The organism is Citrobacter sp. wls718 (assembly GCF_005280945.1).
In the GTDB taxonomy this organism is placed as follows: domain Bacteria; phylum Pseudomonadota; class Gammaproteobacteria; order Enterobacterales; family Enterobacteriaceae; genus Citrobacter; species Citrobacter gillenii.
Genome location: NZ_SZWV01000102.1, coordinates 56,703 through 75,415, shown reverse-complemented (window position 1 = coordinate 75,415; position 18,713 = coordinate 56,703). Strand labels below are relative to the sequence as shown.

The 18,713-nt window shown below is 53.5% G+C and carries 19 protein-coding genes; 3 read left to right on the top strand and 16 right to left on the bottom strand.

Annotated elements, in window-relative coordinates; all coding sequences use genetic code 11:
• Nucleotides 1-15 precede the first annotated feature (15 nt).
• Nucleotides 16-456 carry a PTS sugar transporter subunit IIA gene (locus tag FDW95_RS19065; RefSeq protein ID WP_115259434.1) on the top strand — a complete coding sequence of 147 codons (441 nt, stop codon included), beginning with the start codon at nucleotides 16-18 and terminating at the stop codon, nucleotides 454-456.
• A gap of 61 nt (nucleotides 457-517) precedes the next feature.
• Nucleotides 518-1,747, top strand: a complete 1,230-nt coding sequence (locus FDW95_RS19060) for a polysaccharide deacetylase family protein (protein ID WP_115259433.1) — start codon at nucleotides 518-520, stop codon at nucleotides 1,745-1,747.
• 2 nt (nucleotides 1,748-1,749) lie between these two features.
• Here FDW95_RS19060 and FDW95_RS19055 read toward each other — a convergent pair whose 3' ends face one another.
• The 16 genes from FDW95_RS19055 to thpR all read right to left on the bottom strand — a co-directional run bounded on the left by FDW95_RS19055 (nucleotide 1,750) and on the right by thpR (nucleotide 16,110).
• Nucleotides 1,750-2,835 carry a fimbrial protein gene (locus tag FDW95_RS19055; RefSeq protein ID WP_137363584.1) on the bottom strand — a complete coding sequence of 362 codons (1,086 nt, stop codon included), beginning with the start codon at nucleotides 2,833-2,835 and terminating at the stop codon, nucleotides 1,750-1,752.
• 14 nt (nucleotides 2,836-2,849) lie between these two features.
• Nucleotides 2,850-3,467, bottom strand: a complete 618-nt coding sequence (locus FDW95_RS19050; protein ID WP_228758163.1) for a fimbrial-like protein — start codon at nucleotides 3,465-3,467, stop codon at nucleotides 2,850-2,852.
• A gap of 21 nt (nucleotides 3,468-3,488) precedes the next feature.
• Nucleotides 3,489-4,046, bottom strand: coding sequence for a fimbrial protein (locus FDW95_RS19045; protein WP_115259430.1), 558 nt, complete (start codon nucleotides 4,044-4,046; stop codon nucleotides 3,489-3,491).
• Nucleotides 4,047-4,068: 22 nt separating this feature from the next.
• Nucleotides 4,069-4,650 (bottom strand): fimbrial protein, encoded by a 582-nt coding sequence (locus tag FDW95_RS19040; RefSeq protein ID WP_115259429.1) that lies wholly within the window; start codon nucleotides 4,648-4,650, stop codon nucleotides 4,069-4,071.
• A 22-nt stretch (nucleotides 4,651-4,672) separates the two neighbouring features.
• Entirely contained in the window at nucleotides 4,673-7,228 is a 2,556-nt protein-coding gene (locus FDW95_RS19035; protein ID WP_115259428.1) for an outer membrane usher protein, read from the bottom strand.
• A 45-nt stretch (nucleotides 7,229-7,273) separates the two neighbouring features.
• Nucleotides 7,274-7,996 (bottom strand): fimbrial chaperone, encoded by a 723-nt coding sequence (locus tag FDW95_RS19030; protein WP_115259427.1) that lies wholly within the window; start codon nucleotides 7,994-7,996, stop codon nucleotides 7,274-7,276.
• A gap of 59 nt (nucleotides 7,997-8,055) precedes the next feature.
• The gene (locus FDW95_RS19025) at nucleotides 8,056-8,640 is read right to left on the bottom strand and encodes a fimbrial protein (protein ID WP_115259426.1); all 585 of its coding nucleotides are present in this window, start codon (nucleotides 8,638-8,640) and stop codon (nucleotides 8,056-8,058) included.
• A gap of 291 nt (nucleotides 8,641-8,931) precedes the next feature.
• Nucleotides 8,932-9,312: an aspartate 1-decarboxylase gene (panD, locus tag FDW95_RS19020; protein WP_023178331.1), complete on the bottom strand. Its 381-nt coding sequence runs from the start codon at nucleotides 9,310-9,312 to the stop codon at nucleotides 8,932-8,934.
• A gap of 95 nt (nucleotides 9,313-9,407) precedes the next feature.
• Nucleotides 9,408-10,262 carry a pantoate--beta-alanine ligase gene (gene panC, locus FDW95_RS19015; RefSeq protein ID WP_137363583.1) on the bottom strand — a complete coding sequence of 285 codons (855 nt, stop codon included), beginning with the start codon at nucleotides 10,260-10,262 and terminating at the stop codon, nucleotides 9,408-9,410.
• Between the two features lie 11 nt (nucleotides 10,263-10,273).
• Nucleotides 10,274-11,065: a 3-methyl-2-oxobutanoate hydroxymethyltransferase gene (panB, locus tag FDW95_RS19010; protein WP_115259424.1), complete on the bottom strand. Its 792-nt coding sequence runs from the start codon at nucleotides 11,063-11,065 to the stop codon at nucleotides 10,274-10,276.
• Between the two features lie 120 nt (nucleotides 11,066-11,185).
• On the bottom strand, nucleotides 11,186-11,677 hold the full coding sequence (gene folK / locus FDW95_RS19005) for a 2-amino-4-hydroxy-6-hydroxymethyldihydropteridine diphosphokinase (RefSeq protein ID WP_115259423.1): 492 nt from the start codon (nucleotides 11,675-11,677) through the stop codon (nucleotides 11,186-11,188).
• Nucleotides 11,678-11,787: 110 nt separating this feature from the next.
• Nucleotides 11,788-13,185, bottom strand: coding sequence for a polynucleotide adenylyltransferase PcnB (gene pcnB, locus FDW95_RS19000; RefSeq protein ID WP_212734308.1), 1,398 nt, complete (start codon nucleotides 13,183-13,185; stop codon nucleotides 11,788-11,790).
• A 71-nt stretch (nucleotides 13,186-13,256) separates the two neighbouring features.
• A complete protein-coding gene (gene gluQRS, locus FDW95_RS18995; protein ID WP_115259993.1) occupies nucleotides 13,257-14,153 on the bottom strand; it encodes a tRNA glutamyl-Q(34) synthetase GluQRS in 897 nt (298 codons plus the stop codon).
• 72 nt (nucleotides 14,154-14,225) lie between these two features.
• Complete coding sequence (dksA, locus tag FDW95_RS18990; protein WP_003829221.1) at nucleotides 14,226-14,681, bottom strand: RNA polymerase-binding protein DksA; 456 nt, start codon at nucleotides 14,679-14,681, stop codon at nucleotides 14,226-14,228.
• A gap of 178 nt (nucleotides 14,682-14,859) precedes the next feature.
• Nucleotides 14,860-15,564, bottom strand: coding sequence for a DNA/RNA nuclease SfsA (gene sfsA / locus FDW95_RS18985; protein ID WP_115259421.1), 705 nt, complete (start codon nucleotides 15,562-15,564; stop codon nucleotides 14,860-14,862).
• Nucleotides 15,565-15,576: 12 nt separating this feature from the next.
• Nucleotides 15,577-16,110 carry an RNA 2',3'-cyclic phosphodiesterase gene (gene thpR / locus FDW95_RS18980; RefSeq protein WP_096758260.1) on the bottom strand — a complete coding sequence of 178 codons (534 nt, stop codon included), beginning with the start codon at nucleotides 16,108-16,110 and terminating at the stop codon, nucleotides 15,577-15,579.
• Nucleotides 16,111-16,183: 73 nt separating this feature from the next.
• On the opposite strand from thpR, the gene hrpB reads away from it, so the two are divergent.
• The gene (gene hrpB / locus FDW95_RS18975) at nucleotides 16,184-18,613 is read left to right on the top strand and encodes an ATP-dependent helicase HrpB (RefSeq protein WP_115259420.1); all 2,430 of its coding nucleotides are present in this window, start codon (nucleotides 16,184-16,186) and stop codon (nucleotides 18,611-18,613) included.
• Nucleotides 18,614-18,713: the final 100 nt, after the last annotated feature.

Genomic DNA, 18,713 nt, shown 5'->3' with positions numbered 1-18,713 from the left:
CTAAGGAGGTAGGCAATGTTAGGTTGGGTGATTACCTGTCATGACGATACGGCACAGGATATGCTGCATCGTCTGGAAAAAAAGTTCGGCTCGCAGGCGCAATGCCGGGCGGTAGGGTTTTGGCGTGGACTGAGTTCAAATATGTTAAGTCGGATGATGTGCGATGCCCTGCATGACACCGATTCTGGCGAGGGTGTGATATTCCTGACGGATATTCCAGGTGCTGCGCCTTATCGCGCGGCGGCATTGATGAGCCATAAACATTCCCAGTGTGAAGTGATCTCAGGCGTGACGTATCCATTGCTTGAGCGAATGCTTTTGTCGCGAGAATCGATGAGCAGCGCGGCGTTTCGCAATCAAATTGTTTCCCTCGGCGGTCCTGATGTCACCAGCCTGTGGCATCAGCAACAGAAAAATCCCCCCTTTGTGTTGAAGCATGATTTGTATGAGTATTAAGCATTGGTATTGATGATGCTTTTGCTACAATAACCGAGGTTTTTCGCCTCGGTTATTCCATATGGTTATGCGTGCTCTGCTTATTCTGATGTTCCTGTTTTCTGGTTTTGCGGTTGCGGCGTTGCCTGCGCGCTATATGCAAACCACTGAAGATGCTGCTGTCTGGGCACTGGTTGGCAATAAAATGGTGACGGTAGGGAATATTCGTGCGGGCCAGATCCTCTCGGTCATTCCCGGTGGCGAAGACTATTACGCGTTTACCTTTGGCTTCGGTAAGGGATTTATCGATAAAGGCCATCTGGAGCGCGTTCAGGGGCGACAGAAGGTCGAAGATGGACTGGGCGATCTCAATAAGCCCCTGAGCAATCAGAATCTGATCACCTGGAAAGATACGCCGGTTTATAACGCCCCCGACGCCGGGAGTGCGCCGTTTGGCGTGCTGGCGGACAATCTGCGCTATCCCATAATAAACAAGCTGAAAGACAGGCTGAACCAGACGTGGTTTCAAATCCGTATTGGCGACCGGCTGGCTTATATCAGCGCCTTAGATGCTCAGACCGATAATGGGATCCCGGTGCTGACTTACCATCACATTCTGCGTGATGAAGAGAACACCCGTTTTCGCCATACCTCGACGACCACTTCCGTACGTGCTTTCAGCAACCAGATGACCTGGCTGCGTGATATGGGCTACACCACGCTGACGATGTACCAGTTAGAAGACTACGTGCGTAACCGCGCTAATCTGCCCGCGCGCGCGGTGGTGGTAACCTTTGACGATGGCCTGAAGTCGGTCAGCCGCTATGCGTATCCGGTGTTGAAACAATACGGCATGAAAGCAACGGCGTTTATTATCTCATCGCGTATTAAGCGGCATCCGCAAAAGTGGGATCCAAAATCGCTGCAGTTTATGAGCGTCTCTGAATTGAATGGCATCAGGGATGTGTTTGACTTTCAGTCACATACCCATTTTTTACATCGGGTAGATGGTTACCGTCGGCCGATCCTGCTGAGTCGTAGCCACCATAATATCCTGTTTGATTTTGCCCGTTCGCGGCGCGCGCTGGCGCAGTTTAATCCGCATGTGCTGTACCTCTCATACCCCTTTGGCAGTTATAACGCTACGGCGGTGACAGCGGCAGGAGAGGCGGGGTTTCACTTAGCGGTGACGACGGTGAAAGGGAAGGTGAAACCGGGGGATAATCCGTTCTTATTGAAAAGGCTTTATATTTTAAGAACGGATTCGCTAGAGACGATGTCGCGGCTGATCAGTAACCAGCCGCAGGGGTAAAATCAAAAGTAGTCGATGGTGAAGGTGCCAATGGCCTTAAATTCACCGGCGGTCACTGTACTACCATCATCGAGCTCGTAAATACGTGCATAAAAAGGCAGGTCGAGGGAGAGGCTATTCGCGACGCTCGTCATTGGACTCCAGATTTCAGCTCCGGGTTTAAAGCCTCCGTCTCCCTCGCGAGTTATCGCATTGGTTTGCACGTAAACGCCAATCCCTTTCGCCGCATTGCTGCCACTCAGCGTGTTTTTGAGGAGCATATAACCAGTGCCATTGGTGGTGCTGGCCGTTGAAGTCAGTTTAAAACGCATCCACACGGTGTTGGTACAGTACTTCATCTGCAACGTAAAATTCTGATATGGCCAGTAGCCATCTCTGAGCGATGACATCATGATCTCGCCAAAATCAACGTTATTGGTGCCGTTATTGGCCGATACCGCGGTGCAGGTTGCTGCGTAAACCGGCACGCTAAAGCTGGTCGGCGTAACGTTGATGGTCCACGGGTTGTTATCATCAGAATCTGCGGTGCCGATGCGAATTTGCCCCAGCGTGCGTGAATCTTTTGGTGTAATCGCGCTGACGTTGTTAACATTTCCAGCAAACCCGCTACCCTGATATAGCGTTACGGTAGCTTTCATTTGCTTGCTGTCCCAGTAGTCTATGCTACCGCTGTCGACCATGACCCACGAGCCTCCACTAGACGACGGAAAATAACCGCCGCCTCCGCCGGTGCTATACATTTTTACCGCATAGTAAATACCGTCGACATTGGTAGGATAAAGCGCTCTGCCATCGGTCATATTGACCCTCGAGGCTTCGGTGGTATTCATATAAAATGCCACGCCGTCCTTTCCGTTATTGCAATAGGTCCAGAGATCACGGTCAAGCGAGGGATCAAAATAGGTGAGTTCATAGATGGAGCCTGAGATGTCGTCGCTCACATAGTGAAATGAAATTGGGTTTGTCCCTCCGCCATTCAGCGCCATAGTGCCACTTTTGCCACTCTGTGAGAGGCGGCATTCTGTGCTTGCGCTGGCATTAAAACTCAGGGCCAATAGCGCTACCGGGAGTAGTAGATATTTAATCATGTCATCTTCCTTGATTATTGATAAATAGCATCAACCAGCACATGGCTGGTGATCTTTCCGGCGCTCACGATGCCGGTATTCTGGTAGCGGGCGTAAAAGTCGTAACGGGTCAGATAGTTGGCTGATGTTGAAACATCAATGGCGACGGATGAACTGCCGTCGCTATTGACGACGTTACGGTTATCGCTGCTGGAGAAAATCACGATGCCGACGTTTTCCGCCCCGCCAGTGGCCGCGGGTGTGTCGTTGATAAATACCTGCTGGCTCTCGGCAGGCCAGGTGCCGTTTTGCGGCTGAAAGCGGAACACCATTGCGTTAACCGTTGCCGTATCATTAGTGCAGCTTTCAACGTTGACACTAAACTGCGTGCCGCTGTCGGCATCGCCCGGCTGCAGACGTGTTGTGCCGTCGCCGTTGTAAAACCAACCCCGTGAAACGATCGGTAAATGAACCAATCCGTTATCTGAGAGGGAGATCTGGCAAGTGTTCTCCACGACGTTAGCCGTGAGAGTGACGTCCAGACCTCCCGCGTCCTCATCCGCAAAGCAGGGGGCAGTGTAGAGTCCGCCAGTCACTCCCATTATCAGTAGTGCTCTCCCTAGTGAAGAGAGTATTTGGATGTTGAATGGCATGACGGCTCTACTCCTCTAGGTTTACTGATAGGTGACAACAAACGTGACCGGCGCGCTGACGCTGCCTGCCGTGACGTTGGAAATCGTTCTATCCTTGGCGATAACAATACGGGAGGCAAAAGCAACATCGAGCGTACTGCCGCTCATGGTGAGCGTTTGCGCGGGCTTGGTATTGCAGCTTAGCAGCGTTCCTGTTCCGGCTACGCCTTGCCAGACTTCAAAACCGGTGGCGTTACCAGCAGAGAATGAATCTCCGTTAGTGCTTGGCCCTGAACACCCGCCCCCGGTACCGGAGACGACCTGATAGCTGGCGGTTTTGACGCCCGCGCAGTCGGTAAAGGCCACTTTGAACGGCTCGCTGCGGCTTTGATTGACCAGATCTGACTTAAAGACCTCGCCGAAATCCAATGTACTGATAGCCTGACCACCGGTGTTCTGAATTTGTGCCGTACAGGTGCCTGCCGAGACGGTCGTGGTAAAGGTTGCCGAAACGCTGGCGGTACCGGTTATTGCGGCAAAAGAGTGAGCAGAAAAAAGCACTGCACCGGCAACGCCGCCCAGAAATGATAATTTTTTCATCAAGAGATCCCTTTTCTGATGATTATTCGTAGGTGAAGTTGAAGGTCGCCACGGCGCTAAAGTCACCTGTGGTGCCTTTGCCTTTGCTGGTTACCGCTAATGCGGCGACTAACGACACTTCTTTAGCGCTGATTTCCGCGCTGCTCCAGACTATCCGGCCCGTATCAGTAGTGGCGTTAATGATGAAAGGCGCATCGGTTGCGGAACCCCTGGCGATAGTAAGACCGAGGTAGCTTGCGGCATCAGCCGTTCCTGCTCCGTTAACTATGATGTAGTCGGAATAGCCAGACTTGGTGCCCGTTATGGTGGTTTTTAGCCCTTGTAAGCTGTCCGGGCATTCGGTGATTTTCAGCTTAAAAGTTGCCTGTGCTGCACTGTCGCCGTTGACGATTTTATCGAGGCTGACGGTTCCTCCCGAGCCAATGGGAATGGTGTTGTCTTGACCAGTACCACTGCCGCCTTCGATAGCCATATCACAGGTGGTTTCGCGTAGCGTTGCGGTAAAGGTGACATCCAGTGATGTCGCCTGGGTTGGGTATGCGGTTGCGAACAGCAGTCCGCTACAGCCCAGTAGGTAGAGTTTTTTCAGTCTCATTATCTTCATAATCCCTGTAAAAATAATGCCATTACATCTGGCAACGTTGGTTACTCAGTAGACGGGTAAGGCCAACTTTCTGTTCAGCTTTCTCGCTATCGAGCTGATAGTTGACGGTGCAGCGTCCGTCGCTGCCGCTGCCCCAGATGACAAGCAGTTTTCCGCTATCAACGACACCGCGAACGTACGCCATACCGGCCTGCCCGACGGTCCCGATAGATTCACCTTTTTCGTTTTGCACATCCGCGCCGAGCGGGATAAAGCCGTTATCGGTACGTTGCAACTCCAGCAGCAGTGAACGTCCTTCATCGGTTTCGAAATCCACCCGTACCACGGCGCCGCTGCGCGGAATCACCACGGAGCTGGTGTTTTTCACCTCGACGTCGTGTTCCATTTTGTCGATATTGATGCCTACATTATTTTCCCGGTAAGCGGACAGATAAGGCTGGATGGCATAGCCAAAGCGATTAATTTCGCCGTCGCCATTGGTTAAGCGCGCGCCTTTGGCACCCGAAGCGTGAACCAGTGCCAGCGTGTCGGTATCGCCGATGCTGTTCGGCGCCAGCGTCAGGCCGCCGGAGTGCAGCAACATGCCGCCGCTGTAACTTAATGAATATTGACGGCTATTATCGTCGGATGCGGAAGCCGACACGCTGAGTGGCCCCAGTGAGCTGTTGTAGCTACCGTAGCCGCCAACTTGGTTAATTGAGCCGCTGTCACTACGGCTGGCGCTGGTGTTAACGCTATAGTTAAAGCGATAGTCGTCAGTGTTACCGTTGGCGCTGGTGGCGAAGTTATTGTTCGACTTCAGATCACTGTTGACGCTCATGTTGACGGTGGAAAAACCGAGCGGCCTTTTGTTACGACCGAACAGGTTTTCCAGCGGAATACTCAGACTTAAGTAAACGCTGTCGTCTTTATCACCGTATTCGTTATAGGTGCGCTGAACGGAAAGGCTGTAGCTGGCCCACGAGAAGGAATCGCTGTAGCCGATGCTGTATTGCGAGGTCGATGACGACTTGTTCCAGTAGTCCTCCCAACTCCCGTTCACATACAGGTTCCCGCTGCTGGAATCCCACAGAGAGACCGGCTGGCTGATATTGATTTGGAACTGGTTTTTCATGCGTTGGAAATTGCTGAACTCATTGTTTGCATCCGATCCGTTGTGCTTCACGTTATCGTTTAGCGTGGCGGCATCGCGCAGCGACATGTAGTTTTCAGTCGAGAAACGGTAGGCGGCAATGTTGAAAGACGTTTGCGAATCTTCAATCAGCTTACTCCAGGTGATGCGATAGCTCTGCCCGGTGAGGGTGTCCAGATCGTCGACCGATGTATTTGAGTGCGTAACGTCAAAAGCGAAGGCACCCACTGGCGTATTGGTGGCGATACCCAGCAAGCCAGCGTAATAGCCGACGTCCATGTACTGAGCACCGGTGTAAACGGTGAAGGTATTATTCAGGCCGTAGTAGCCGCTGGCGTAGCCCAGTCGAGGCTTCTCTTTTAAGCCATTGTCGTGCAGTTCGCCTGCGCCAACGTCCCAGCGACCATAGCCAGGACGCAGCATCTGTGTGACGGAGGAGTAGGGCACCGAGAAGGTGCGCACGCTGCCGTCGGCTTCTTCAATAGAAACATCCAGATTGCTGCCATAGCCGGTGGTACTGAGATCGTTGATAGCGAAGGGGCCGGGCGGCACCGTGGTTTCATAAATTTTACTGCCGCTTTGCTTAATCGTGACCTTGGCGTTGCTTTTTGCCACGCCGCGAATTTCCGGGGCGAAGGTTGACGCCCCGCCGGGGAGCATACGGTCATCGTTATAAAAACGAACGCCGCGCAGGCTGAAGGAATCAAAGGCATCACCGCGGGTAAAGGAGTCGCCAACCAGAAACTGCGAGCGCAATGCCGTGATATCACGCTGTAGATAAATATCCTGGCTAGAGTATTCGCTGCCGTTGTCTTTGTCCCAGTTCGCGTTACCTCTGGCACGCAGATGCCATGCGCCAAAATTGGCACCGTATTTTAATCCGGCATAGGCCGAGTCAGAGCTGCTACCGCTGTTTTCCGAATGCCAGCTGTTGAGATCATAAGAAAACATTGCCACCGGAATACCATCCTGCCATAACGAAGGATCGACGTATCCGTTAGGGTTTTTGAGGACGTAAATCTGCGGCATGGAGAGTGACAGTTCCTGAGTGCCGATATCATAATTCCATGAGGACTGCGGGAACTGTTTGGCAAGATCGACACATTCAGCAGACTCGAGATCCATCCCTGCTGTTTTGACGCCAATTTGCGTCAATAACTTGCTAGTGAAGCAGGGCGTAGCGCGTGGCGTGCCATTATCGTTGAAGGTAAAATCGCCCAGCAATTTACGCTGACCATTCAGCAGGATCTGCGTTTTATAGGTACCCGGTGGGACTGGGTTGCCTTTTGAATAACGACTTACGTCGATGTTTGAGCCAGTATTGAAGAGAAATTGATCGTTAAATTCAACATCATCCGCTAAAACTGGAGATGCTTCTTCTGCCATTACTGGAGACTGGAGTGCAATATAAATAGCTGTACACAATAATGATCGACGAAAAAGCATAGTTCCCTTATCTCTTCTGGATGCTGATATCCTTCAGCGCGGTAATTAATTAATGCTGGCCTGGTGCTTCTCTATCCCACCGAAATCATTAATTGCGGCATATTCTATTTTTCCACCTGATATATTAGGCGTGTTTTTTAGCGGAATAACTTCACTTGATAGCGGTGAGATCGTATGGGAATCGACATTTATTTTCTTACCGCTTGCCGTAATAGTGGCACTTGCCATCGATACGTAATAAGGACTGCTATTATTGGCAACCAGTGTTCCGCCCTGCTGTGACCATTTCAGATTTCCCGCCGCGGTGGCCGGATCGCCCTGTAAACCTTCCGGGCGAAAAAACATCTTAATACGGGTGCGGAACGCGAGCTGCAGGACGTTCTGGGCATTGGCGTCTTTTGCCTTTGGTGGAACTTCCAGCACGTTAAACCAGAACAGAGATTCCCGATCCTGAGGCAGGGCCTGCCCGGTCCACGTAATACGGACGGTCTGGCCTTTTGACGGATCAACGCGCGAGACCGGTGGCGTGACGATAAACGGTAATTTCAGCTCTTGTGGATTAACCGTATCACGACCGTCGTCCAGCCAGGACTGCACCAGCAGCGGTTTGTTGCCACGGTTTTCCATCTTGACGGTAACGTCTTTGGATGACTGTGGATACACAACGCGAGTGCCGGAGATAACGATGTCCGCACTGGCGCTAAATGTGCTTAACGCAGCGCTGGCGCATACCAGAGCAGCGAGGGTCAATTGGGTGTAACGATGCATATATGCTCCCTGCGATGCGCCTGCGGAAAAGGCAGGCGCATAATCCAACTACGGCGTGATTACTCGTAGGACATAGTAAAGGTAGCGTTGCTGCTGACTTTACCGGCGGTGATATCAGTCGTCCCTTTCACCCAGTCTGCGCTTGGAACGTAAGCCACGCGGTAAGCCAGTACGCCAACACCTTCGTCCAGCGTTGCTGTCTGAGTGTTGTTCGCCGGCAGGCCAACCTCGATGCGGTCAGTGTTGCTGGAACCGTTGTTATACAGCGCCAGGCTTACGTTATCGGCATGTCCAGCAACGCTCGGATCGGTTTTCAGGGTACCGTTAGACAGTTCAGCGAACTGCTGAGAGGTGAAGGTGGCTGACGCTTTGGTCAGCGTTGTCGGGCAACCGCTCAGATGCAGTTCGAATTCTTTGGAACCAACGCCGCCAGTGTCAGTGGTCGCCCCTTCAACTTCGCTGACTTTTACCACTGGCATGGTGATGGTGACGTTGTTGGCGTCAACACCGTTGTTAGTGGTGATGGTGCAGGTGGTGTCAGTAACGGCACCATCAAAAGTGATCAGACCTACATCATCTGCGAATGCAGATGCTGAACCCAGTGCGAAAACAATTGCTGCCGCAGCAATGCTCAACTTATTCATTTGTTAACATCCATATAAAATTAAATATTCCCGGCAATAAATGGAGGGAGCCTAAAGAATTTTAGGTCTGGGCATTTTATTCTTGAAAGGACTGTAGGGGGAATTAAGAATTGTTGATAATGAATGTAGAATTGAGCGTTTGAATGACTTAGGTGAATATGTTAAAATCGAAAATAAGTTTTACAGGATTAATTAATAAAATATAATATATTTTGTGATATTTATTATTCTGCGCTTTTTATATATTTTATGAATAATAGCCCTGAAAAATATTTCAAGGCTATTATATTATCAGGCAACCTGTACCGGAATCGCTTTCGCAGTACGTTTCATTTCGTTATCGCCTTCGAAGTAGGCAACTTTCGGGCGCCAGGTTCGCGCTTCTTCATCAGACATCGTCACGAAGCTGGCGATAATCACGATGTCGCCAACTTCAGCGCAATGCGCCGCAGCACCGTTCACGGAGATGATCTTCGAGCCGCGTTCAGCCGCAATGGCATACGTAGAGAAACGTTTACCGTTGGTCACGTTCCAGATATCAATCGCTTCGTTTTCCAGAATACCGGAAGCATCGAGGAAGTCCTGGTCAATAGCGCAGGAGCCTTCGTAATGCAGGTCCGCCTGCGTGACCTTCACGCGGTGAAGCTTGCCTTGCAGCATGGTGCGAATCATAACGTCTATACCCTGTCGTTTACCTTGGCAAAGCAGGCACAAACGACCTGCTTTGAGAAATTTTCAGGCAGTATTGCCCGATTTTTAGCCCCTGTCTACTGGGCTAATGTAACGCTTTGATTGTCGATGAGACGCGCCTGGCCCAGCCATGCAGCGACCAGAATTACTGCACGTTTACTGGTTTCGCTTAGCGCCAGCAAAGTATCGGCATCGCGAATCTGAATGTCATCGGCACGGAAGCCTTTTTCGTTCAGCTCCTGCTCTGCAATGGCAATGATCTCTTCCTGATCGCGCTCACCGGCCTGTAATTTTTCCCCAATGCGGCTCATCACTTTGTACAAGCCTGGGGCGATTTTACGCTGCTCAGCCGTCAGGTAGCCGTTGCGTGAGCTGAGGGCTAAACCGTCTTTGGCGCGAATAATCGACACACCGACGATCTCAATGTCGTAACCCAGATCGGCCACCATTTTGCGAATTAGCGCCAGCTGCTGAAAGTCTTTCTCGCCAAAGCAGGCGATATCAGGCTGGATCAGGTTGAACAGCTTGCTAACGATGGTGGCAACACCGCGGAAGTGACCTGGACGACTTGCACCTTCCAGCATGGTGGAGAGGCCGGGAACATCAACGAAAGTGTGGCCTTCCAGACCCTGAGGGTAGATTTCTTCTACGGCTGGAGCAAAGACGTAATCGACTTTACGTTTGTTCAGCTTTTCGCAATCTTCTTGCAGCGTACGCGGGTAGCGCACCAGATCGTCCGGGCGGTCAAACTGCATCGGGTTAACGAAAATGCTGGCGATCACTACATCCGCTCGAGCCCGGGCTTCATCGACCAGCTTCATATGACCATCGTGCAGGTTGCCCATGGTGGGAACTAACGCGACGCGCTTACCTTCCTGACGCAGACGACGAACGTGCTGGCGCAGCAGCGGTAGGGTTTCAATAATTAGCACACCTTGACTCCTTAATGGAAACTGTGTTCTTCACCCGGGTAAACGCCGGATTCAACCTCGGTAATATACTGCCGTACCGCGGCACGCATGTCGCCCGCTTCATTGAGGAAATTTTTGGCAAATTTCGGAATATGACCGCCGGTAATACCAAACGCATCATGCATCACCAGGATCTGACCGTCGGTGACATTGCCTGCGCCGATGCCGATGACCGGGATGGACAGCGCTTCGGTCACGCGTTTTGCCAGCTCAACCGGAACACACTCCAGCACCAGCAGCTGCGCACCTGCGGCTTCTAATGCCAGCGCATCGTTGAGCAGCGTTTGGCCCGCATCGCCACGGCCCTGCACTTTATAACCGCCAAAGATATTCACCGACTGGGGTGTTAAGCCCAGATGACCGCACACCGGGACCGCACGTTCGGTCAGCATTTTCACCGTATCAACCAGCCACGCGCCACCTTCAATCTTGACCATGTTTGCGCCAGCGCGCATCACCACCGCCGCGTTAGCAGAGGCTTGCTCCGGTGTGGCGTAGGCCATGAACGGTAGATCGGCAAGCAGCAGGCAGTTTGGCGCACCGTGACGTACTGCCCGGGTATGATAGGCGATGTCTTCAACGGTGACCGGCAGGGTGGAATCGTGCCCTTGTATTGTCATTCCCAGTGAGTCGCCGACCAGCATCACATTGATGCCTTCGTCGGCAAAGAGTTTAGCGAAGCTGTAGTCGTAGGCCGTAATCGTCGCGAAGCGCTTTTTCTCTTGCTTGCATTTTTGCAGCAAGGAAATGGTCGTCGGTTTCATAACATTTCCTGAGTGTGAAAGTCATATTTACCGGCATTCTAGCAGTCACATTCAGGGGGGCAATGGTTTTAAGCAACCGTTTGGCGCGAAAGCAGTAAACGCTAAAGGGGAGGGGAAGATTTACCAGTGGGCAGGTTTTGCTGCGCCAAGGAGGGTGAGGTGCTGATGCAGGCGGGTACCGTCCGGGAAAGTCAGTTCCGGCGCGATTTCAAACAGCGGCCACAGCATAAAGCCCCGGTTTTTCATATCGTAATGCGGAACGGTCAGACGGTCGGTATTAATCACGTCGTTGCCAAACAACATGATGTCGAGATCCAACGTGCGCGGGCCCCAGCGTTCGGCTTTCCGTACTCGCCCTTGCTGCAACTCGATACGCTGCGTGTGGTTGAGCAACTCTTCAGGCGCGAGCGTGGTTTCCAGCGCAACGGCAGCGTTCAGGTAATCAGGTTGATCCTGAGGACCCAATGGTGGCGTGCGGTAGAAGGAGGATACGGCGACGATCCGGCTGTCCGGGATTTCTCCCAGCGCCTGTACGGCAGCATTAACCTGTTCCAGCGGGGAGGCTAAATTGCTGCCGAGTGCGATATATACCCGTCGTCTTTCTGGCTGCATCTGTGTTGGCTTTCCTCGCTCATCCCTGTCACGTACTGATGTACGTTCCTGGGCATTCGCTGTGTCGCCGTCTTGATGCAACCCGAAATCCGTTGGGTATACGCGATGGGTCACGCACTTCCCTCGCGGCGCGGCGCACGTTTACGCGGACGACGATGGCGACGGCGTGCGTCTGGCTCTTCATCCAGCTCGTTCAGCATGCCTTTTTGCTCTGGTGGCGCGGAAACCTGGAATTCGCCCCACCACTGCGCCAGACGCTGCAGTTCGGCGTTGTTTTCCACTTCGGCACGCAGCGCCAGTAAATCGTAGGCGGCGCGGAATTTCGGATGCTCCATCAGCTTCCAGGCGCGTTTTCCCTGACGACGGGACATGCGTAACTGAAGCTGCCAGATATCGCGGGTGAGCGATGTCAGGCGTTTAGGAATCGCCAGCGAGCGGCACGCTTCGTCCAGCACGTCGTTCATCGCCAGAGCGAAAGCGTCGTAGTAGGCCAGACCGCTTTCCTGAGCAATTTTCTGCGCGGCTTCCAGCAGCGGGTACCAGAACATGGCGGCAAACAGGAACGCCGGATTGACACGCATATCGTTGTGGATACGGGTATCGGTGTTCTTCAGTACCTGGGCAATAATGCGTTCCATTGCGCTGTCACCTTCTTCGGTGAAATAGCGGGTAATGGTCGGGAACAGCGGCTGGAACAGGCTGTACTCGCGCAGTTTCTTATAAGTTTCGTAGCCGTAGCCCGCCTGTAACAGTTTGAGAGCTTCTTCAAACAGGCGTGCCGGCGGAATATCGTTCAGCAAGGTTGCCAGACGCGGGATCGGCTCGGCGGTTTCCGGGCTGATGCGCATGTCGAGTTTTGCTGCAAAGCGGACTGCGCGTAGCATACGCACGGGATCTTCACGATAGCGAGTTTCAGGATTACCGATCAGGCGAATGACGCCGTCTTCCAGGTCCTGCATCCCGCCGACGTAATCGCGAACGGTAAAATCCGCTACGCTATAGTAAAGGCTGTTAATGGTGAAATCGCGGCGTTGCGCATCTTCTTCGATGGAACCGAAGATGTTGTCACGCAGCAGCATACCATTTTGACCGCGCTGTGAGGTTGCACGGTCGGCTTCGCTGCCTTCATGGTGTCCGCGAAAGGTTGCCACTTCGATAATTTCCGGGCCAAACATCACATGGGCCAGACGGAAACGACGTCCTACCAGACGGCAGTTACGGAACAGTTTCCGAACCTGATCGGGGGTCGCGTTGGTCGTGACATCAAAGTCTTTCGGCTTTTTGCCCAGCAAAAGATCGCGTACGCCCCCGCCGACCAGCCATGCCTCGTATCCAGCCTTATTAAGCCTGTACATTACCTTCAGGGCATTTTCACTGATATCTTTGCGGGAGATAGAGTGCTGCTCACGCGGGATTACCGTCATATGTGGACGGGCGATGGCAAGCTCGGCCTCGCGCTCCTCGCGGCTTAGCACCTTGCGGCAAAAATTAGCGACTCGGGTAAAAATAGTACACCTCGGTAGTGTCAAACTTCAGTCAGAACAAGTGTTGCTGTGTAAAAATAGCGGCTAATCATAGCTCAGCAAGAGGCATTTGAGAATGCCGGATTTACATTCACTGAACCCGGCACCGTCGTAAGCACCCAATTTTGCACCGCAGTATGCAGTAATTCTTCCACGCTTAGCGCTTGCCACGGTATTGCTATGTCTTGTCCGAGGAAGCGCAACGCGTCGATGAGAACAGGGCGCGGATCGCCTTGCGGCAGGGCAGGCGCATGATTCTGCTTAGAAAGTTTAGCCCCGTGTTCATTGAGCGCCAGCGGGAGATGAATATAGTCCGGTACCGGCCAGCCAAACTGCTGATACAGCGAAATTTGGCGCACTGTGGGCTCGATAAGATCCGCGCCACGCACGATTTCCGTCACGCCCTGAAAATGGTCATCAACCACCACCGCCAGGTTATAGGCAAACAGCCCATCGCGTCGGTGGATGACAAAATCTTCCCGAGCAAGCTGAGGGTTGGCCTGAATCTCGCCGCGCAGTCGGTCGTTAAACTGCATGACCGGGTGGCGTTGCTTGATACGCACCGCCGCGTGCTCCGGTCCGTGGCGTAATGTGCGACAGTGACCGTCATAAATGCCGCCAATACTCTGAATGCGGGCACGGGTGCAGGTGCAGTAATAGCTCAGATCCTGCTTTTGTAACCAGGCCAGCGCTTCACGGTACGCGTCATGGCGCTGAGATTGCCACAGTACTTCGCCATCCCAGTGCAGTCCGTAATGTTCCAGCTGACGCAGAATCGTATCTGCAGCACCGGGAACTTCACGAGGGGGATCGATATCTTCAATGCGCACCCACCAGATCCCGTGCTGTGCGCGAGCCTGTAGGTAGCTGCCGAGAGCGGCAATCAATGAACCAAAATGCAGTTCGCCGGAAGGGGATGGGGCGAAACGGCCAATATAGCGTTTGTCAGTCATGTCGGTGGATAGCATAAAAGAAGAAGGCGGGAGAAACTCCCGCCTGTAGTCAACGTGGTACAAATGACAGGATTAACCTGCCATCTGTTTTTCGCGAATCTCAGCCAGCGTTTTGCAGTCGATGCACAGATCGGCTGTCGGACGCGCTTCCAGACGGCGAATACCAATTTCTACGCCGCATGATTCGCAGTAGCCGAAATCTTCGTCTTCTACTTTCTTCAGCGTCTTCTCGATCTTTTTGATCAGTTTGCGCTCACGGTCACGGTTACGCAGCTCAAGGCTGAACTCTTCTTCCTGTGCGGCACGGTCAACCGGATCGGGGAAGTTAGCTGCTTCATCCTGCATATGAGTCACAGTGCGATCGACTTCATCCCTGAGTTGATTACGCCATGCTTCAAGAATACGCCTGAAGTGCGACAGCTGGGCTTCGTTCATATACTCTTCGCCCGGTTTCTCCTGGTACGGCTCCACCCCAGCGATGGCGAGAATACTCAGGGACGATGTTTTACGGTTTTGCCCTTCTTGCATGTTGCTTCTCCTTAACACGCACTATCGATCCCCATGTTCGGGGGAAAAATCAGGTCGCTATAAATAGCAGATGCTTTTCCGGATAGCAATTATCTAAACGTTACACTTGACAACCCTGTGAGGAAAAGCGTATTTGCGCACGCGGCCAGAATACTAATTAACCCGTTTGTATATGCCATTACAACGTAATGGCTAATGGCTCTTTAAGAGTCATTCCGTGGGCAGAAAGTTCCGCTTTATATACCAGAATTTCTACCCCCTTAAGCCGTGCTTCGACTAATAATTGCGCATATTTTGCATCGATATGGCGCGCGGGTGAAAAATGTGTAATGGCTGAATGCAGCACTGCGAAAAATATCACCGCTCGCTTGCCTTCGGCCGCTACGTTCATCAATTCCCGAAGGTGTTTCTGACCTCGTTCAGTGATGGCATCGGGAAAATAACCCTGATTTTTTTCCGCCAACGTGACTGATTTCACTTCAATATAGCAGTCAGGGCGGGAATCCGCCTGTAACAAAAAATCAATGCGGCTGCCTTCGGCGCCGTATTTTACTTCACTTTTCAATATGCTGTAGTTCGAAAGTTCTGAAATTAACGCATTCTGAATAGCTTCTTTCGTTAATCTGTTAGCCCACAGGGTGTTAACACAAATAAACGCACCGGATTGGGTTTGCGTTAATTCCCAGGTATGCGGGTATTTCCGTTTAGTATTTTCTGATGTTGAATACCAGACGGTGTCACCCGGTGTGGCGCATCCGGTCATCGCGCCGGTATTCGGGCAGTGTAGCGTTAAGGTTGTACCGTCGGGTGTGATCACATCCGCTAAAAAACGCTTGTAGCGCTGAATTAAAGTCGCGCGTTGAAGTGGCGGAGAAAATTCCATGGAAATGTCCTTTTATTTTTCGCCAAGCGTCCAGCGCTGTAGTGGCGTGTAGCGTGTGCGACCGCGTGCAAATGAAGAGGCGTAAAGCGCAAACTCGGTGACCGGAAATGACCAGCAAAAACCCGGCGGCGGGATCGTGACCGCATGGCCGGCATCGCGCAACAGTGTGATATGCGGATGAAACGGCTGTGGGCTTTGGTAACACCCGCTGCGCGCGGCCTGCGCCCGCAGCATACTCGCCAATTGCAACAGCCCGCGTGGTGGCTGGCGCATTCCTAGCCAGACCACGCGTGAGCGCAGCCATTGTCCGGCGTCATCCAGTGTTAGCGTAAAACCCGGCTGGCGAATACGCCCGGCCAGTTGTGACAGCGCCTGCTGCTTCTCAGCGCTGACCTCGCCTAAAAAGGCCAGTGTCAGGTGCAGATTGTCAGCCGCGACGGGGCGACCCGCTTCAGGCGGGAACTGTGCGGCTCGCCAGTGGATAAGCTGCTCCCGAACCTCGGCTGGCAATTCAATGGCAAAGAACAGCCTTTTTGGCTCAGACATGATGGATACTCGGTTATGAATTAACGCGATGCTACAATGCAACGCGAAGAATGTTAACCCTCTGGAGCCATTTGTGACGACGTTGCCCGTTGCCGCCGTAGTGCCTGAACTGCTTACCGCCCTTGATACCTCACCGCAGGTTCTGCTGACCGCACCGACCGGCGCCGGGAAATCGACCTGGCTGCCGTTGCAGCTTCTTGCGCACAACGGCATTCAGGGGCGGATTATTCTGCTGGAGCCGCGTCGTCTGGCGGCCCGCAACGTGGCGCAGCGTCTGGCCGAGTTGCTGAACGAAAAGCCCGGTGAGACCGTGGGCTACCGCATGCGTGCTCAACACTGCGTTGGACCGCATACCCGGCTCGAAGTGGTAACAGAAGGTGTGCTCACGCGCATGATCCAACGCGATCCCGAGCTAAACGGCGTTAGCCTTGTGATCCTCGACGAATTTCATGAGCGCAGCTTGCAGGCTGACCTGGCGCTGGCGCTATTGCTGGATGTACAGCAAGGGCTGCGGGATGATTTAAAACTGCTGATCATGTCGGCAACGCTGGATAACGGGCGTTTACAGCAGCTGTTGCCCGATGCGCCGACGATTGTCTCTGAAGGCCGCGCCTTTCCCGTAGAACGACGCTATCAGCCGCTGGCGGCGCATCAGCGCTTTGATGAAGCCGTGGCGGTGGCAACGGCGGAGCTATTGCGCCAGGAAAGCGGCTCGTTGCTGCTTTTTTTACCGGGCGTGGGGGAGATTCAGCGAGTGCAGGAACAGCTGACCTCGCGCGTAGGCAATGATGTTCTGCTTTGCCCGCTATACGGTGCGTTATCGCTTACCGAACAGCGTCAGGCGATTTTGCCCGCGCCGCCAGACTCGCGCAAAGTGGTGCTGGCCACCAATATTGCCGAGACCAGTTTAACTATCGAAGGTATCCGGCTGGTGGTGGACTGTGCGCAGGAGCGCGTGGCGCGTTACGACCCGCGCACCGGTTTGACGCGCCTGATTACCCAGCGTATTAGCCAGGCGTCGATGACCCAGCGAGCCGGGCGAGCAGGCCGTCTGGAACCCGGTATTTGCCTGCATCTGCTGGCGAAAGAGCAGGCCGAAAGAGCGGCGGCGCAGGGCGAGCCGGAGATGCTGCAAAGCGACTTGTCCGGCTTGCTAATGGAATTGCTGCAATGGGGATGCACTGACCCAGCGCAGTTAAGCTGGCTGGATAGGCCGCCGACGGTCAATTTGCAGGCGGCAAAACGGCTGCTACACATGCTGGGCGCACTTGAGGGCGGCAGGCTCAGTGCGGCGGGGCAGAAAATGGCGGCGCTCGGCAACGATCCGCGTCTGGCGGCGATGCTGGTCCGTGCCACAGATGACAACGAAGCGGCAACGGCAGCAAAACTGGCGGCGATTCTCGAAGAGCCCCCGCGCGGTGGCAGTACCGATCTGACGGTGGCGTTTTCACGCAATCAGCCGAATTGGCAGCAGCGTAGCCAGCAATTGCTGAAGCGCCTGAATATTCGAGGTGGGCAGCCTGATAGCGCGCTGATCGCCCCGTTACTGGCTTCGGCTTTCGCCGATCGCATTGCCCGACGTCGTGGTCAGGAGGGGCGGTATCAGCTGGCTAACGGGATGGGGGCGATGCTGGATGCCGACGACGCATCAGGGCGTCATGAATGGATTATTGCGCCTTTATTGCTGCAAGGCAGCGCCTCGCCGGATGCGCGTATTTTGCTGGCCCTGCCGCTGGATATCGATGCGCTGATACAATCATCTCCTGAGTTGCTGCAGCAGTCCGACACTATCGAATGGGATGAAAGTCAGGGGACGCTAAAGGCATTGCGCCGCACGCAGGTAGGTCAGTTGACGCTAAAAGTGCAGCCGCTGGCCAAACCCTCGGAAGAGGAACTGCATCAGGCGATGCTGAATGGTATTCGCGATAAAGGGCTAAGTGTGCTCAACTGGACGCCGGAAGCAGAGCAGTTCCGACTGCGTCTGCAATGTGCGGCAAAATGGCTACCGGAATACGACTGGCCTGCCATGGACGACGCGTCGTTGCTGGCGACGCTGGAGAGTTGGCTGCTGCCGCATATGAGCGGTGTGCACGCTTTACGCGCGCTTAAAGCAGTAAATGTGGGCCAGGCATTGCGCGGATTACTGGACTGGTCAATGCTGCAACGTCTGGATAGTGAATTGCCCACACATTACACTGTGCCGACGGGAAGCCGGATAGCCATTCGCTATCACGAGGATAACCCACCGGCGCTGGCGGTCAGGATGCAGGAAATGTTTGGCGAGGCCAATACGCCGACCCTCGCACAGGGGCGCGTCCCGCTGGTGCTGGAACTGCTCTCCCCGGCGCAGCGACCGCTGCAAATCACCCGTGATTTGAGCGCGTTCTGGCAGGGGGCGTACCGTGAGGTGCAAAAAGAGATGAAAGGGCGTTATCCCAAACATGTCTGGCCGGACGACCCGGCGAATACCGCGCCGACACGGCGCACCAAAAAGTATTCATGAGTTGTAGTGGTAGGCCTGATAAGCGAAGCGCCATCAGGCAAAAAAATTGAGAGATTTCTTCTTCTGTTGATTGACGGAAGAACAGAGAATCAGGCCTTTA

Bases quoted from the DNA above. Each gene is read 5' to 3' on its own strand.
- panD (WP_023178331.1), bottom strand. From the start codon at position 9,312: ATGATTCGCACCATGCTGCAAGGCAAGCTTCACCGCGTGAAGGTCACG.
- gluQRS (WP_115259993.1), bottom strand. From the start codon at position 14,153: ATGACTGACAAACGCTATATTGGCCGTTTCGCCCCATCCCCTTCCGGC.
- FDW95_RS19050 (WP_228758163.1), bottom strand. From the start codon at position 3,467: ATGCCATTCAACATCCAAATACTCTCTTCACTAGGGAGAGCACTACTG.
- dksA (WP_003829221.1), bottom strand. From the start codon at position 14,681: ATGCAAGAAGGGCAAAACCGTAAAACATCGTCCCTGAGTATTCTCGCC.
- panB (WP_115259424.1), bottom strand. From the start codon at position 11,065: ATGAAACCGACGACCATTTCCTTGCTGCAAAAATGCAAGCAAGAGAAA.
- FDW95_RS19045 (WP_115259430.1), bottom strand. From the start codon at position 4,046: ATGAAAAAATTATCATTTCTGGGCGGCGTTGCCGGTGCAGTGCTTTTT.
- sfsA (WP_115259421.1), bottom strand. From the start codon at position 15,564: ATGGAATTTTCTCCGCCACTTCAACGCGCGACTTTAATTCAGCGCTAC.
- FDW95_RS19035 (WP_115259428.1), bottom strand. From the start codon at position 7,228: ATGCTTTTTCGTCGATCATTATTGTGTACAGCTATTTATATTGCACTC.
- FDW95_RS19055 (WP_137363584.1), bottom strand. From the start codon at position 2,835: ATGATTAAATATCTACTACTCCCGGTAGCGCTATTGGCCCTGAGTTTT.
- FDW95_RS19030 (WP_115259427.1), bottom strand. From the start codon at position 7,996: ATGCATCGTTACACCCAATTGACCCTCGCTGCTCTGGTATGCGCCAGC.
- FDW95_RS19065 (WP_115259434.1), top strand. From the start codon at position 16: ATGTTAGGTTGGGTGATTACCTGTCATGACGATACGGCACAGGATATG.
- thpR (WP_096758260.1), bottom strand. From the start codon at position 16,110: ATGTCTGAGCCAAAAAGGCTGTTCTTTGCCATTGAATTGCCAGCCGAG.
- folK (WP_115259423.1), bottom strand. From the start codon at position 11,677: ATGCAGCCAGAAAGACGACGGGTATATATCGCACTCGGCAGCAATTTA.
- FDW95_RS19060 (WP_115259433.1), top strand. From the start codon at position 518: ATGGTTATGCGTGCTCTGCTTATTCTGATGTTCCTGTTTTCTGGTTTT.
- FDW95_RS19040 (WP_115259429.1), bottom strand. From the start codon at position 4,650: ATGAAGATAATGAGACTGAAAAAACTCTACCTACTGGGCTGTAGCGGA.
- FDW95_RS19025 (WP_115259426.1), bottom strand. From the start codon at position 8,640: ATGAATAAGTTGAGCATTGCTGCGGCAGCAATTGTTTTCGCACTGGGT.